Here is a 15314-nt window from a genome sequence, read left to right on the forward strand (position 1 = left end):
AAATCAAACTCCTAAAACAGTGGAGAATAAGGGAGTCGAACCCTTGACCTCCTGCGTGCAAGGCAGGCGCTCTAGCCAGCTGAGCTAATTCCCCTCTAGTAGTTGTTGGCCTTTAGTTGTTAGTTGTCGGATTTAACCATAAACTATCAACTCTAAACCATCAACTTTATTAGTAGTCTCGGGCAGGCTCGAACTGCCGACCTCTACATTATCAGTGTAGCGCTCTAACCAGCTGAGCTACGAGACTCTCTCTAATTAATAATTATTAATTATTAATTATCTCTCTATCCCTTTACTAATTTCTAGTGGGTTTTATTTTTTATATAATCAACCGAGTAAAAAAACCAAAGCTTATTATTTGCATAAGCACTTTTTTTTATTTTTTGACGTATTGTCTCTAAAATGAGATGTTCCAGCCGCACCTTCCGGTACGGCTACCTTGTTACGACTTAGCCCTAGTTACTTGTTTTACCCTAGGCAGCTCCTTTTACGGTCACCGACTTCAGGTACCCCAAACTTCCATGGCTTGACGGGCGGTGTGTACAAGGCCCGGGAACGTATTCACCGCGCCATGGCTGATGCGCGATTACTAGCGATTCCAGCTTCATAGAGTCGAGTTGCAGACTCCAATCCGAACTGAGACCGGCTTTCGAGATTTGCATCACATCGCTGTGTAGCTGCCCTCTGTACCGGCCATTGTATTACGTGTGTGGCCCAAGACGTAAGGGCCGTGATGATTTGACGTCATCCCCACCTTCCTCTCTACTTGCGTAGGCAGTCTCACTAGAGTCCTCAACTTAATGGTAGCAACTAGTGACAGGGGTTGCGCTCGTTGCAGGACTTAACCTAACACCTCACGGCACGAGCTGACGACAACCATGCAGCACCTTGAAAAATGTCCGAAGAAGGATCTATTTCTAAATCTGTCATTTCCCATTTAAGTCTTGGTAAGGTTCCTCGCGTATCATCGAATTAAACCACATAATCCACCGCTTGTGCGGGCCCCCGTCAATTCCTTTGAGTTTCATTCTTGCGAACGTACTCCCCAGGTGGCTAACTTATCACTTTCGCTTAGTCTCTGAATCCGAAAACCCAAAAACGAGTTAGCATCGTTTACGGCGTGGACTACCAGGGTATCTAATCCTGTTCGCTCCCCACGCTTTCGTCCCTCAGCGTCAGTTAAATCTTAGTGACCTGCCTTCGCAATTGGTGTTCTAAGTAATATCTATGCATTTCACCGCTACACTACTTATTCCAGCCACTTCAAATTTACTCAAGACCTGCAGTATCAATGGCAGTTTCACAGTTAAGCTGTGAGATTTCACCACTGACTTACAGATCCGCCTACGGACCCTTTAAACCCAATAAATCCGGATAACGCTTGCACCCTCCGTATTACCGCGGCTGCTGGCACGGAGTTAGCCGGTGCTTATTCGTATAGTACCTTCAGCTACTCACACGTGAGTAGGTTTATCCCTATACAAAAGAAGTTTACAACCCATAGGGCCGTCGTCCTTCACGCGGGATGGCTGGATCAGGCTCTCACCCATTGTCCAATATTCCTCACTGCTGCCTCCCGTAGGAGTCTGGTCCGTGTCTCAGTACCAGTGTGGGGGATCACCCTCTCAGGCCCCCTAAAGATCATTGACTTGGTGAGCCGTTACCTCACCAACTATCTAATCTTGCGCGTGCCCATCTCTATCCGCCGGAGCTTTCAATAAAAAACGATGCCGTTTCTTATATTATGGGGTATTAATCTTCCTTTCGAAAGGCTATCTCCCAGATAAAGGCAGGTTGCACACGTGTTCCGCACCCGTGCGCCGCTCTCAAGATTCCGAAGAATCTCTACCGCTCGGCTTGCATGTGTTAGGCCTCCCGCTAGCGTTCATCCTGAGCCAGGATCAAACTCTCCATTGTATGTTTGTTTGTCCTTATACTCAAATTCAATTTTAAAAATTGACGCTTTGGTTTTTTTCCTTACTTGGTTGTTATATGTTATGTCAATGAACTTTGTTCTTTTCGCTTCCTCAGGAATCTTAATCTGTCATCTTGTCCCTGATTTGCGAGTGCAAAAGTAAAAAGTTTTTTTCAAACTACCAAAACTTTTTTAAAGTTTTTTTTCGTAACCTTGAAATCTTTTCTGATATGTTTTAACTTGTTCTCTGCGCTTCCTCCTTCTCTCGAATCGGGACTGCAAAAGTAGAAAACTTTTTTGAAACTACCAAAACTTTTTTGAAGTTTTTTTTCAGCGATTATCTCTAATCCCTATCGTCTCTTTTCCTTTCTCTCCTGCGCCGCTAACCGTTTCCGATTTGCGAGTGCAAAGATATAAAAACTTTTTATCCCGGCAAAACTTTTTTGAAAAAAAATTTAAATCTTAAACCCCTCCTCAATTTATTGTCTTATGCTTCTCCTGCGCTGCTTATCACTTCTGATTTGCGGTTGCAAAGGTAAGCGGTTTTTGCTAACCTGCAAACATTATTCAAAAAAATTAAACAGTTATTTGATAACTGTACTGGTTTTCAGCCGGATTAATTTTGACACCTTCCTGAAACCATCTGCCAGATATCAGGAAAAGCGATAGGGATAGTAGTGGAAATCCTTTTTATAAAGATTTGGATGAGGACAGAAGTTGGGAATCTTTATAAAAAGATTGTAACGGATAGCCCGGTCTCGCAAGATGTATGGGAAAAGAAAGGGCAATCTTGCGAGAATTGCCCAATAATATCTATTTATCAGAATCTGTATCCGAATGAAATGCCTGACCGTACGCCCAACCAACCGGAATCCAAATCTATCTTGGCGCCATTTTGATCAGTAGTGACTTTGTAATCAAATAAAGTGATGTCCAAGTCTTCTATATCTTTTTTCAACTGATCTTGTTCGAAAGCTGTAAGCGGCCTGCCAGATTTCCCGGTGATTGTTCCTGTTGCGCCACCATAATGCCCGCCAATGAACCATACATCCAAAACCCAATTGTCTTTTTTCCCAAGTAGCCATTGTGCACCAATCATCAATCCTACACTGTTGGAGTTGGTTTTCCCGGAAAATGCGATCGGGATTTTCTGTCCGGGTGTTGCCGGATCTTCTGATCTATAGTTATAGGTAAGGTTATCTATATTAAAATGAGAGTATCTGTAATAAGGTGCAAGATAGAAACCATGTCCGTAACCACGGCCTAAATAAATCCTGGGTTCTAAAGTAAAATTGTTTCCACCTATCTTGATATCATTGATATCATCATCTTTGATATACTGGTCTACCAAAGGAACCTGCCCCGTGGGGATAAATCCATATGAGACCTGAACTCCGAACCTTTTGGAAATGGTTCTTTCATAGGCAAACTGGAAATTTCTAAATACGACTCCAGTAAGATTCATCTTTACGAGATTTCTTTTTTTGTCTGCGTCCAGATTGTTTTCTTGTGATTTGGCAAAGAAGGAACATATCAATGCCGTTGATAATAATAACTTATTCATAACTTTTAGTTTTAATCAAATATAACAAATATTTGAAAACCTAATAATTATAATGCACTATTGTTTTGAATACTCAAAAAGTAGTTTTCTAAATCTGTTCTTTGCCGAGTCGTAAGATTAGCTGCCGGATGATAATTGATGTATGATGGCAATGGCATCTGCTTATTGCGAACAGTCTCTAATGTTTTCTGAATTGCGTTTTTCCGGATATCATTATTATATGTTCCCCATTCTGAAAAATTGAGATACTCTCTTCCTTCATTGATATGATCCTTCACAGCCCACGAGATTGGTGCGACATGAGCATAATCGGGATAAATAGTTTCATTGGAATGGCAGTCATAGCACGCATTCTTCAGAATTGTCTTTATATTATGCGGCGTTTTGTAAATATCGACAAAATTATTTTTCCGGTCAATCGGTTTATTCACTTTATCAACAGGAATGAACTGTATAGCCAGGAAAACTATAACGATCCAAAAAATTATCTTTTTCAATTGACAGGTTGTTCTTCTTTTGTTAAATCCCAATTTTCATTAATTTCCCACATAGGACGGATGTTAATTTTTGTCATTACATCTTTGTCTCCTGTTTTTTTATAAAGATAAACATCTTCTGAAAGAGTCTCTTTTGCAAAGTCGGAACTGTCCCAAAAACCATTTTCATTGTTATCTACCAAAATCCTGAGTTTATATGTTCCAGGTTTCAGGCTGGTAAATTTAACCAGCGACTGATTGGTGTATTGATCGTATGCCGACTCATTCTTCTCATTAAGAAGCTGAATCCAGAATTTCTGTGCCGGCGGATTTATAAGTTTAACCGTAAAACTTCCGAACTCTTCCGGCTTTGCCGCTTCAAAATCGAAACGGACACTTTCGCTAAGTCTATTATAATAGGATATGACTGTATTTTTCGGGACTGTGAGCTGGTATTTTTTTCCAACAACAAAATTAGACTTTACAATAATTTGTGTAGAATCTTTTTCGGAGATCTGTGCTGTAAAACTTTGTGATAAACTATCTGATTCCAGTTTCCAGTTTTCGGGCTGTATCTTATTAATAATATAATTGGATGAGAACCTAAAATCCGTTTCCGGCGCAAGTTTGTTGCTAAAAGGATTCGAAATGGTCATCTCATCCTTTGCCGGTTTTTTATAAAATACAGAAACCGTGTCCTGTTTTGAACCTATATCATAAGAAAATTTCAGATTTTCGCTGACTGTTGCACCGATATTTTCTTTCTCAGCATCGAACCAAATTTTAACGGAGTCCGACTTTGCTGTATGCGTTACTTTATAATCTGTGGGTTTATCACTGACAGCTTTTACAATAACTTTTGCGGGATTTCCTTCAAAAGTCATCAGAACGCCACCAACGGAAGGTGTCATTTCTTTATATTTCATTTCCTTTTTAGAAGAAAAAGTTCTTAGCCTTAATCCTGAAATATTATTTTGAAGATCAATGGATTCTTTCTGAAACGATAAACTCTCTTTCCCGGAATCAAAAATAGAGTTTCCATTTTCATCATCGAAACCTATGATTCTATATTTACCTGGCGTAAGATAATTCAGTTCAAAGTAGCCATCCGGATCCGCTTTTGTAATATAATAAGGTTTCTGACGATAGTTCATCGTATCCTTTACCTGATAAAGCCCAACTACAAGATTCCTTTCCTTGCCTTCTGAATTTTTATCATTGCCCAATGCGTCGGAAATCGTTCCGCTGATATATAGATCATCAATCTTGTCGCCGGTGGAGAAAGCAAAGTTGAAATAAGGCAAGGCATTATTCTCATTCAGGTCAACCACGGAATTTCCAAAGTTGAAATTGTAAGTGGTGTTTGCCTGCAACGTATCTTTCCACTGGATCTGCAGATATTTATTCCCTATTGAGGAAGGAATAATCTTGGTGTATTGGATGGGCGGAGAAATAATCAGATTTTTGTTAATATCCTTCAGCGTAATATATTCATCAAAATCTATTCTGAGTTCTTTGATGTCTCTCGGAACATTGATCCTGGTGGTATCGATATTGGATCCGATCATTTTGGGAGGAATTGTGTCCTTATCACCACCAACGGGGGAACCAACTCTGGCACAACTTACCAAAACCAACGATGCAAAAAGCCAAAGAAGAAACTGCTTCATTATTATATATAGATGTTAGAAATTAGATTTTAGAAGTAAGATCAAAATCTTAATGAGCAAAAATAAGCAAACTAAAGAAATGTTGCTATCTAAAATATTTTAAAACACAAAGTCCACAAAGTTTTTTTTAATCGAGGGGAAATACTTCAAGGTGCATTTTTTGACTTTTTCAAATTTTAGTTACCGCAATTTTATCAAACAAAAAATGAGTTTTAAAATTAAAACTCATTATAGATATACTTCAGAATGTCTTTATCCGTTTCGGTAATTGGAATTTTTCTACGTTCCATGGCTTTTTCCGCAACTTCGTAAGATTTTTCCAGCTTGAATTTTTCATCACCTTTCATTCCGCCCCATGAAAAACTGTCCACCAAGTTTGGTGGGAAACCAGATTTGAAGATATTAGCGGCAACGCCAACGACTGTTCCCGTGTTAAGTTGTGTATTGATAGCGGTTTTGGAATGATCGCCCATTATCAGTCCGCAAAATTGTAAGCCTGTATCCAGGAAACGTTTCTTCTTGTAATTCCAAAGTTTTACGGAAGCATAATTGTTTTTCAGGTTAGAAGAATTGGTATCTGCGCCCAGATTACACCATTCCCCAATCACAGAATTCCCTACAAAACCGTCATGACCTTTATTAGAATAGCCAAAGATGACGATATTATTCACTTCACCACCAACTTTGGAATGCGGACCTATTGTAGTTCCACCATAAAGTTTGGTTCCAAGATTGATTTTGGACTCTTCACAAAGTGCCAATGAACCTCTTATATTAGAACCTTCCATAATCTCGGCATTTTTCCCGATGTAGATTTTTCCTGTTTTGCAGTTGAGTGTCGAAAACTCAATGACAGCACCTTCTTCTATAAAAAGGTTTTCACTATCTCCAATAAATCCATTGGTAGAAGACAGTTCCTGAGAAGTTCTGCCTTCTGTCAACAATTTGAAATCAAAATCAATTGCTTTATCATTATAAGAAAAGATGTCTGTTGGTTTCTCAATAAAAAATAATTTCTCATGGATGTCGGTCATTTTACTGATTTGATTCAGTGAAAAATTTTCCATATTGATGTTGGCAGCAATCACTTCGTTATCATAAACCAAAGCTTCGCCGGGCTGAAGGTCTTTGATTTGTTTCAAAACCTCGTCTGATGGGAAAAAGTTTGGAACTATAAACAAACTTGGCTTCGGTTCCGGTTTTCTGAATTTTTCCTGAAGATAATTTTCGGTAATATAGAAAACCTGATCAATCCCCAGAAGTTTTTGCCATCTTTCTGAAAAAGTAAGGATTCCCATTCGCATTTCTGCGACCGGTCTTGTAAAAGTAAGAGGAAGAAAGTCTTCCCAATATTGTGCGTCTGAGAATACTAATTGCATTTTTCAGTTTTAGGTTTAAAATTCAATATTGAGCAAAAATAATAAAAAAAGCCTCTCGGAATCCGAAAGGCTTTGATATTTGTAAAAACAGCTAATATTATTTAGCGAATTTTTTGTATTTGTTCATAAACTTATCAACTCTACCAGCAGTATCAACCAATTTAGTCTTACCTGTGTAGAAAGGGTGAGAAGTAGAAGAGATTTCCATTTTGATCAATGGATATTCCTGACCTTCGAACTCGATGGTGTCTTTAGTATCAGCCGTAGATTTGCAAAGGAACATTTCTTCGTTGCTCATATCTTTGAAAACTACCAATCTATAATTTTCTGGGTGTATGCCTTGTTTCATTTTCAGAAGTTTTAAAATTTATTATAATATGAGCGTCGGATGTAATGGCTCCTAACTCTGGTTTTGAGGATGCAAAAATAAGAAAAGTTTTTTATTCTGCAAATTTTTGTTGTTAAAATAAAAAAACATCCGGAGCTGCGATTTTTATCATGTAATTATTAATAATGACTTATTAATATTGCTCCTATAAAATTCTTTGCATATTTTTATCGCAAACTAAAAGTTTAACTTATGACTACACTAAATTATGAAAGATATAATGTTGCCATTGACAGTTGGAATCTTTCAAAATCAAATTATTCGGACATACAAAGCCTGATAGCGCCACAGCAGGTTTTTACATTGTATCCGGACCAGATCGACTGGCTTGCCACTCAAAACGAAACCGAAACATATTTTCGACTGGACATCGGTGTCTGGAAAAACGAAATGATATTGATACTGGCGCCCAGGACAAATGTCGGGGATATAAAAGTCCTTGATAATTATGAGTATGCACCATTGGGTTTCCTGGAAAATGATCTGCAGTTGACACAGACCAAGACCTATACCATGACCAATAATTATATCCTGTCAAAAGATCTGACAAAACATGAAAACGATACGGACATTAATTTTCCAATACTGCAACAGCCTGTAACAGCCCAGCAGATTGCCGTAGATGAGATCGAATCATGGAGAGAGAACGGCATGGACTGGCTGAGCCTGGAATCTAATGAATTCAATGGAGAAAGGATTTTCCAAAGCTTCTATGTGCCAAAGCAGGATCTGCTGCAAAACCAGGAAGATGCTACGAGTATGGTCTGTGCCTTCGGATTAAAATATTCAGCTGTTTACCAGAGATTGCTACCGACATTGATCTTTATCTCCTGTTTTGAAGATGCAAGCATGAAGAACGTAACCACGAAGTTACCTTCGAATACGTATGACTGGTCAAGACCTTACCCTCCATATACAGCCTCAACAATAGGATAAGCGGTGGAACAGATCTATAATATCGCCGGAATCATATCGGTCATCCTGCTAGCGGTTGCAGCCATTGTTGCGATAAAAAACTACAGCTTTTTCTCAAAAAATGAGAGATGGTATATATATTATATCTGTTTTATTTTTTTAATAGAACTGCTTTCATACACCATAAGTTTTTTTGAAATCAAAGGCGGCAAGTCATTTTTGTATCCTATTTATATAGCAGGTGAGTTTTTTGTAGTCACAGGTATATTCATCAAAAAATTAAACCTGAGCCACTATTATTTTTTTCTGTCAGCATTCATAAGTTTATTCTTTTTGGCAGGAGGCAAAATATTATTGTCTTATCAATATGATGATGACCATTCCAAGGCTATATCCAATCTGATCATTATCTTTTTGGCCGCATTTGCATTATTAAGAGAAATCAAAGAAGGCAATGGAAAGGATGCTTTTCTGAATGTTGATAAAATGATCTTTCTGTACTTTTCGGCAAGTATATTCATATTTTTGTTCCAACATCAGCTATTGAAGTTTTCCCCGGATTACACTTCTACAGTTTGGGTCATCAATAATCTGTTGATCTGCATACTTTACAGTTTTATCATTTATACCTTTGTGAAATTAAAGAAGTAAAACTCAATATCATATTTTTCGCCCTGCTGATTGTCGTTCTGATAATCATCATATCCTTTATATTATTAGCCTACCGGAGTTTTATCCGGCGGATTATCCTTGAAAAAGATATTCAGATGCAGGCAGAGCTGGATCACCAGCAGGAACTGACGCTGGAACATATCAAAGGTCAGGAAGATGAAAGAAAAAGAATCGCTATTTCCGTTCATGATGATATCGGCAACCGCCTGAACATCCTTTCTCTCTGGCTGAATAATCTGGAGCCGGAAAATCAGGAGGTGTCAAAAAAAATCATCAACGCACAGATCACGGAACTGATAGATTCCACCAGGAATATTTCTCATTCTCTATATCCTGTGAATCTGGAAAAGCTTGGTTTGATTTTATACCTTCAGGAACTGGTGAGCAATCTGGCGTACAGGATTAATTTGGAACTGGAAATTGATTCTGCCTATCAGAAAAAAGATATCTTCACAGAAGTACAGATTTACAGAGCCATTCAGGAGTTTACGTCCAATGTCATCAAACATTCTGCTGCAGATGAAGTTATAATCTATATAAGAAATCATAAAAAATATATGAGCATCATCCTGTCTGACAATGGCCAGAGCTTTGATTACAAAAAAGCTATAAAAGGTATGGGTCTGAAAAACATAGAATCCAGGATTCTTTCTGTAAAAGGTTTTTACAAATGGAAAAATAAAATCGGAAAAGGAAGCCGTCTAATTATAAATATCCCCAATTGAAATTCTGATGAATGAAAAAATAAAAATTGTCCTTGTGGATGATGAACAGCTGATCCTTGAAGGTATTAAAATGCTACTTTCTATGGAGGAAAATATTTCAGTAGATTATTTAGCAACGGGTGGAAACGAGATTCTGCAATATCTGGAAAAGCTTGCACCCGAAGATCTTCCGGAGATTGCAATGGTAGACGTCCAGATGAAACCAATGGACGGCTTCGAACTGGTAGAAATTCTGAAAAAGAAATACCCGAACATCAGGATCATTATTCTTTCTTCGCATTATAAAAGCAGCGTCCTGGGGTATATGATAAAGCTGGGCGTCTCCGCTTTCCTTCCGAAAAACTCCAGCAAATCTGTCTTTATAGAAGCAATACAGGCCGTTCACAAAAAAGGTATGTACTTTACCAAAGAAGACCACACAATGCTAAGCTCATATCTGAATTCTCCGGCAAGAAAAAAATCTCTTTTTGATAATGAAGAAATGCTGACAAGCCGCGAAATAGATGTGGTGAAACTTATCTGTCAGGAAAAGACCAACAACGAAATTGCTGAAGTTCTGTTCCTCAGCCCAAGAACTGTGGAAAGTCACAGACAAAGAATCCTGGACAAGATCGGTGCAAAAAACACGGTCGGGATTGTCATCTACGCCATCATCCATGACATCCATTCTTTGCAGGTAAAATTATAAATTACGTATTTCTACGCTATGAAAATCCGGGAATTTATTATTTCTTTGGATATCATGTCATCTTCTTTAGAAATAATCAACTCCACCGAATATACCGTCACGGGAAAGGTTTCCTATATGACAATTTTCTTCGGCAACCATCCTTTCTTTGTAGCACCAAACAAAATCTGGGTATCCAGAAAGCACAGGATTTTCCCACTGATCGAGATCAGCGCAATTGTTAAGACTCCGAGAGGAAATTTCAAGGCCAAATCCTCGATAACTTTCGGAACCTATCATCAGCTGTACGAAATTGTACAGGTGAGAGAAAACAGATTCCGCATCAGAAGAAAAAAACCTCCAATAGTATAAATACTTAATTTACGATTTGGTAATTTCTACACTTATCCGGCTAAATGAAGATTCTTAACTTTGTCAATATAAACAGAACACAAATTCAATATAGATTCTGCAGATGACAGAATATAATCCAAAAACTAATGATGATGAGAACTTACTATTAGCAATCGATTTTAGTTAGTTTAAATTCAGAACCGCCTTTCTTTTTCAGAGGGGCGGTTTTACTTTATTTATGTTTGAACTGATTGATGGCGTTGACCGTGAAGTCCGAGAGAACCAAATTTCCACTGATTCCAGCTCTTTCCACTAATAAGTTATCCCAATGTTCTGTTCCTTTCCAGAAGATTTCTTTCAGTTGTGACATTGCTTCCGGATTTGAGTTTGCTAATTTCTCAGCCAAAATTTGAATTTCTGCATCCATTTCTTCCGGAGTTTCATAAACATCCTGGTACATATTTTTTTCTCTTGCCCATTCTGCGGAATAAAATTCGGTTGCATTGATTGCCAATTGCGCAAAAGACGAAGTCCCGATTTTCTTCTCAACAACTGGCCCAATCACGAAAGGTCCTATTCCGACAGCCAATTCACTTAGTTTTACAGAAGCATTTTCTGTCGCAAAAGTATAATCCGCAGCACACGCAATTCCAACACCGCCGCCAACTGCTTTTCCGTGAATTCTGGCAATAATCAGTTTTGGTGATTTTCGCATTGCATTGATAACATTGGCAAAACCTGAGAAAAAAGTTTTCCCGGTTTCGAAATCTTTGATGGAGATCAATTCGTCAAAAGATGCGCCCGCACAAAAGGCTTTTTCGCCTGCACTTTTCAGGATAATGACTTTTGTATCGTCATTTTGGCTCAATTTATTGATTTCATCTACTAAATTTTTAAGTTGAGAACTTGGCATCGAGTTGCTTTGCGGATGAAAAAACTCGATGGTTCCTATTCCGTTTTCTATAGTTGATGTTACGTATGCGTTCATTTTTTGGTTGTTGGTTGTTGGTTGATAGTTGTTTATATAACGAATCTGCAGCCCGACTTGAGCGGAAATCCTTTTTTGCTTTTACTCAATTTCTATTGAATGTGAAACTTTCTGCAAAAAAGATTGGGAGCGGAAGGCGGATTAAGCTGCCCAAATTATTTTATTCTTGATTAAGTTTTTTTACCATTGTCAGAATCGTAGCAATTGCTACAGTTTCGCCGGTTTCGTCATAAACATCCACTAACCAGCGAACGATTCCTTTAGCAATATCGTCTTCATCACGTTTTTCCTGACTGATTTTTTCTTTGCAGGTAAACTTCACGCCAATCGTCATTCCTGGATAAACAGGTTTCACAAAACGACATTCGTCCAAACCATAATTCAGCAGAACCGGACCTTTTCTGGGGTCAACAAATAATCCTGCGGCTTTGCTCAAAATGAAATAGCCGTGTGCTACTCGACCTTCGAAAATCGTTCCTTCCAAAGAAGTTGCATCCATATGCGCATAAAAATTGTCACCGGAAACGTTGGCAAAATTGGTAATATCAGATTCTGTAACCGTATGTTTTGCTGTGATATAAGTTTCACCAACTTTCAGCTCTTCAAAATGTTTTCTGAATGGATGAATGTCATCTTCCCACTGTTTTCCGCCGTATTGATATTGCTGAGTTATATTAGTTAAAGTCGTTGGCGAACCTTGAATCGCAGTACGTTGCATATAATGAAGAACGCCACGTTTACCGCCCATTTCTTCGCCACCGCCAGCTCTTCCCGGACCGCCGTGAACCAGCATTGGCAAAGGCGAACCGTGACCAGTACTTTCTTTCGCACAGTCGGAATTTAGAATCAGAATTCGGCCGTGCATCGATGCAGCGCCGATGACAAAATCTCTTGCAAAATCGTCGTCAGCCGTCACAACGGAACAACAGAGCGAACCTTTTCCCATTCTCGCCAATTCAATGGCTTCTTCCAAATTATGATAAGGAATAATCGTACTAACAGGTCCGAAAGCTTCGATATTATGACAATCTGTATTTTTAAACGGATCTGAATTAAGGAATAAAATCGGGGAAATAAATGCACCTTTATTTTTGTCAGCACCTTTCACTTCAAAGTTTTCCAGATTTCCGAAAACAATTTCCTGAGTTTTTGATAGTTCCTGAACTTTCTCGGAAACTTCCTTCACCTGGTCTTTATTAGCCAAAGCACCCATTCTCACGCCTTCGACATTCGGGTCGCCGATGACAACGGTTGAAAGTCTTTGTCCAAGAGCAATCTGAACATCCTCAACCAAGTTGCCTGGAATCAGCAATCGTCTTACAGCCGTACATTTTTGTCCAGCTTTGGTTGTCATTTCGCGCGTTGCTTCCTTGATGAATAAATCGAATTCGGCAGTTCCTGGTTTTGCATCTTCGCCTAAGACCATTGCATTTAATGAATCTGCTTCCAGATTGAAAGGAACCGATTCTTCCACAATTTTCGGATGCGCTTTAAGCATTTTTCCTGTGGAAGCCGAACCTGTAAACGTTACGACATCTTCCATTGTTACATTATCCAGAATTCCGTTGGCCGAACCGCAAATCAATTGCAGACTTCCTTCAGGTAAAATTTGGGAAGCGATGATTTCTTTAACCACAACTTCGGTTAGAAAACTGGTTGCTGTTGCAGGTTTTACGATGGCCGGAACGCCAGCCAAAAGATTGACCGCAATTTTCTCCAACATTCCCCAAACCGGAAAATTAAAGGCATTGATATGAATCGCAACGCCACGTTTCGGTGTGCAAATATGATGTCCGATGAACGTTCCTTCTTTGGAAAGTTTCACCGCATCGCCATCGATGTAATAAGGTAAATCGGGAAATTGTCTTCGAAGTGACGCATTAGCAAAAAGATTTCCGATGCCACCTTCGATGTCTGCCCAGGAATCTGCTTTGGTTGCGCCGGTTGCCCAACTCACTTTGTAGAAAATATCTTTCTTTTCCAAAAGATGGAATGCGAGTTTCTTTAACATTAATCCTCTTTCCTGAAAAGTCAATTTCCGAAGAGCCGGACCGCCGACTTTTCTGGCATAATCCATCATTTCTCCAAAATCCAAACCTTTGGAAGTGGCCGTTGCTACCAATTCTCCATTGATAGAATTATATAAAGCCTGCCCTTCTCCCTCACCTTTTATCCATCTTCCGAGCGCGTAATTTTCTAGTTGATTCATTTTTTTTTGTATTTACGTATTTATGTAAAATGTACAAAGTAGAATGTGTCGTTAAATGTACTTTTTACTTTTTACATTCTACTTTTTACAACTAATTAAACTTTCTCAATAATTACCGCAAAACCTTGTCCCAAACCTACACACATTGTTGCCAGCGCATATTTTTTATTTTGATTATGAAGTTCATACATCGCTGAATTCAGGATTCTTGCGCCGCTCATTCCGAGAGGATGACCAAGCGCAATTGCTCCTCCGTTCGGATTGATTCTGGAATCGTTGTCATCTAATCCCCAAGCTCGGATGCAGGCTAAACTTTGTGCAGCGAAAGCTTCATTCAATTCAATAATATCAATATCATTAAATGTCAATCCTGCTTTTTGTAATGCTAATTCAGCTGCTTTTACAGGACCGATTCCCATAAATTTGGGTTCAACGCCGACAACTGCACTTGAAACGATTCTTGCTTTCGGTATTAATCCAAATTCTTTTATCGCATTTTCTGATGCTAAAAGATTTACCGCTGCGCCGTCATTCAACCCGGAAGCATTTCCAGCGGTGACTGTTCCATATTTTTTAAAAGCGGTTCTTAATTTTGACAAACCTTCAATTGTTGTATCATTTTTCGGAAATTCGTCTTTATCAAAAATTATATCGTCGCCTTTTCTTTGAGGAATATTAACGCCGACAATTTCTTTAGACAATCTTCCGTTTTCTTGTGCAACTTTAGCTTTCTGCTGAGAATTATAGGCAAACAAATCCTGGTCTTCACGGGAAATTTGGTCACGTTCAGCCAAGTTTTCTGCTGTTTCACCCATAGCATCCACACCATACATTTTTTTCATTTTAGGATTGATAAATCGCCAGCCGAAAGTTGTATCATAGATTTTGGCATCGCCACCAAAAGGACTTTCGGATTTTGAAATTACCAATGGTCCGCGTGTCATATTCTCCACACCTCCGGAAATCATCAAATCTGCATCGCCAACCTGAATTGCTCTCGCTGCATTAATCGCCGCTGACAAACCGGAAGCGCAAAGTCTATTCACCGTTTCACCGGGAACGTGATAATCCAAACCGGAAAGCAACGCCGACATTCTCGCAATGTTCCGGTTGTCTTCGCCAGCTTGATTGGCACAGCCTAAAACGACATCGTAGATTCTGCTTTGGTCGATATTTAGATTTCTCTCTAATAGTTTTTTGATGACAAAAGCCGCCATATCATCGGGACGAACAGAAGATAAACTTCCTTTCAGTTTCCCAATTGGCGTTCGGATGCCGTCTATTATATATGCTTGGTTCATAGTTGTTGGTTGTCAGTTATTGGTTGTCAGTTGTTGGTTATCCAGCGAATTCAAATCTATCAACTGACAACCATCAACTATCAACTATCAA

General features: G+C 38.9%; 13 protein-coding genes, 2 tRNA genes and 1 rRNA gene. 5 read left to right on the plus strand and 11 right to left on the minus strand.

Annotated features, from left to right (window positions below):
* Window positions 1–20: 20 nt before the first annotated feature.
* The 8 genes from BUA97_RS05795 to BUA97_RS05830 form a co-directional block, all read right to left on the minus strand.
* A tRNA-Ala gene (locus BUA97_RS05795) sits at window positions 21–94 on the minus strand.
* 79 nt (window positions 95–173) lie between these two features.
* Window positions 174–247 (minus strand) — tRNA-Ile (locus BUA97_RS05800).
* 153 nt (window positions 248–400) lie between these two features.
* A 16S ribosomal RNA gene (locus BUA97_RS05805) occupies window positions 401–1917 on the minus strand.
* Window positions 1918–2735: 818 nt separating this feature from the next.
* Complete coding sequence (locus BUA97_RS05810) at window positions 2736–3479, minus strand: hypothetical protein (protein WP_072996862.1); 744 nt, start codon at window positions 3477–3479, stop codon at window positions 2736–2738.
* A 47-nt stretch (window positions 3480–3526) separates the two neighbouring features.
* Window positions 3527–3976 carry a heme-binding domain-containing protein gene (locus BUA97_RS05815; protein WP_139258245.1) on the minus strand — a complete coding sequence of 150 codons (450 nt, stop codon included), beginning with the start codon at window positions 3974–3976 and terminating at the stop codon, window positions 3527–3529.
* On the minus strand, window positions 3973–5625 hold the full coding sequence (locus BUA97_RS05820; RefSeq protein WP_072996864.1) for an Ig-like domain-containing domain: 1653 nt from the start codon (window positions 5623–5625) through the stop codon (window positions 3973–3975). Before BUA97_RS05820 ends, BUA97_RS05815 begins: the two co-directional genes overlap by 4 nt.
* A gap of 218 nt (window positions 5626–5843) precedes the next feature.
* Window positions 5844–7004: a GlmU family protein gene (locus BUA97_RS05825; protein ID WP_072996865.1), complete on the minus strand. Its 1161-nt coding sequence runs from the start codon at window positions 7002–7004 to the stop codon at window positions 5844–5846.
* A 97-nt stretch (window positions 7005–7101) separates the two neighbouring features.
* On the minus strand, window positions 7102–7353 hold the full coding sequence (locus BUA97_RS05830; protein ID WP_072996866.1) for a type B 50S ribosomal protein L31: 252 nt from the start codon (window positions 7351–7353) through the stop codon (window positions 7102–7104).
* Window positions 7354–7584: 231 nt separating this feature from the next.
* Here BUA97_RS05830 and BUA97_RS05835 point away from each other — a divergent pair, with 231 nt between their 5' ends.
* From BUA97_RS05835 to BUA97_RS05855, 5 genes are all read left to right on the plus strand, one after another.
* Window positions 7585–8328, plus strand: a complete 744-nt coding sequence (locus tag BUA97_RS05835; protein ID WP_072996867.1) for a hypothetical protein — start codon at window positions 7585–7587, stop codon at window positions 8326–8328.
* A gap of 3 nt (window positions 8329–8331) precedes the next feature.
* Entirely contained in the window at window positions 8332–8958 is a 627-nt protein-coding gene (locus BUA97_RS05840) for a hypothetical protein (RefSeq protein WP_072996868.1), read from the plus strand.
* Window positions 8959–9074: 116 nt separating this feature from the next.
* Entirely contained in the window at window positions 9075–9704 is a 630-nt protein-coding gene (locus tag BUA97_RS05845; protein ID WP_245795807.1) for a sensor histidine kinase, read from the plus strand.
* A gap of 7 nt (window positions 9705–9711) precedes the next feature.
* Entirely contained in the window at window positions 9712–10392 is a 681-nt protein-coding gene (locus BUA97_RS05850; protein ID WP_072996870.1) for a response regulator transcription factor, read from the plus strand.
* Between the two features lie 18 nt (window positions 10393–10410).
* On the plus strand, window positions 10411–10743 hold the full coding sequence (locus BUA97_RS05855; RefSeq protein ID WP_072996871.1) for a hypothetical protein: 333 nt from the start codon (window positions 10411–10413) through the stop codon (window positions 10741–10743).
* Between the two features lie 214 nt (window positions 10744–10957).
* Here the strand turns inward: BUA97_RS05855 and BUA97_RS05860 are convergent, their stop codons facing one another.
* The 3 genes from BUA97_RS05860 to pcaF form a co-directional block, all read right to left on the minus strand.
* The gene (locus BUA97_RS05860) at window positions 10958–11713 is read right to left on the minus strand and encodes an enoyl-CoA hydratase/isomerase family protein (RefSeq protein ID WP_072996872.1); all 756 of its coding nucleotides are present in this window, start codon (window positions 11711–11713) and stop codon (window positions 10958–10960) included.
* A gap of 160 nt (window positions 11714–11873) precedes the next feature.
* Entirely contained in the window at window positions 11874–13922 is a 2049-nt protein-coding gene (paaZ, locus tag BUA97_RS05865) for a phenylacetic acid degradation bifunctional protein PaaZ (protein ID WP_072996873.1), read from the minus strand.
* 95 nt (window positions 13923–14017) lie between these two features.
* Window positions 14018–15223, minus strand: coding sequence for a 3-oxoadipyl-CoA thiolase (pcaF, locus tag BUA97_RS05870; protein ID WP_072996874.1), 1206 nt, complete (start codon window positions 15221–15223; stop codon window positions 14018–14020).
* Window positions 15224–15314 lie beyond the last annotated feature (91 nt).

The sequence above is a fragment of the Epilithonimonas mollis genome (genome assembly GCF_900142325.1).
GTDB classification, from domain to species: Bacteria; Bacteroidota; Bacteroidia; order Flavobacteriales; family Weeksellaceae; genus Epilithonimonas; species Epilithonimonas mollis.

Excerpts from the sequence above, each read along its gene's own strand:
- BUA97_RS05855 (WP_072996871.1), top strand. The coding sequence starts at position 10,411 with ATGAAAATCCGGGAATTTATTATTTCTTTGGATATCATGTCATCTTCT.
- BUA97_RS05825 (WP_072996865.1), bottom strand. The coding sequence starts at position 7,004 with ATGCAATTAGTATTCTCAGACGCACAATATTGGGAAGACTTTCTTCCT.
- BUA97_RS05830 (WP_072996866.1), bottom strand. The coding sequence starts at position 7,353 with ATGAAACAAGGCATACACCCAGAAAATTATAGATTGGTAGTTTTCAAA.
- BUA97_RS05810 (WP_072996862.1), bottom strand. The coding sequence starts at position 3,479 with ATGAATAAGTTATTATTATCAACGGCATTGATATGTTCCTTCTTTGCC.
- BUA97_RS05845 (WP_245795807.1), top strand. The coding sequence starts at position 9,075 with ATGCAGGCAGAGCTGGATCACCAGCAGGAACTGACGCTGGAACATATC.
- BUA97_RS05850 (WP_072996870.1), top strand. The coding sequence starts at position 9,712 with ATGAATGAAAAAATAAAAATTGTCCTTGTGGATGATGAACAGCTGATC.
- BUA97_RS05835 (WP_072996867.1), top strand. The coding sequence starts at position 7,585 with ATGACTACACTAAATTATGAAAGATATAATGTTGCCATTGACAGTTGG.
- paaZ (WP_072996873.1), bottom strand. The coding sequence starts at position 13,922 with ATGAATCAACTAGAAAATTACGCGCTCGGAAGATGGATAAAAGGTGAG.
- BUA97_RS05860 (WP_072996872.1), bottom strand. The coding sequence starts at position 11,713 with ATGAACGCATACGTAACATCAACTATAGAAAACGGAATAGGAACCATC.
- pcaF (WP_072996874.1), bottom strand. The coding sequence starts at position 15,223 with ATGAACCAAGCATATATAATAGACGGCATCCGAACGCCAATTGGGAAA.
- BUA97_RS05820 (WP_072996864.1), bottom strand. The coding sequence starts at position 5,625 with ATGAAGCAGTTTCTTCTTTGGCTTTTTGCATCGTTGGTTTTGGTAAGT.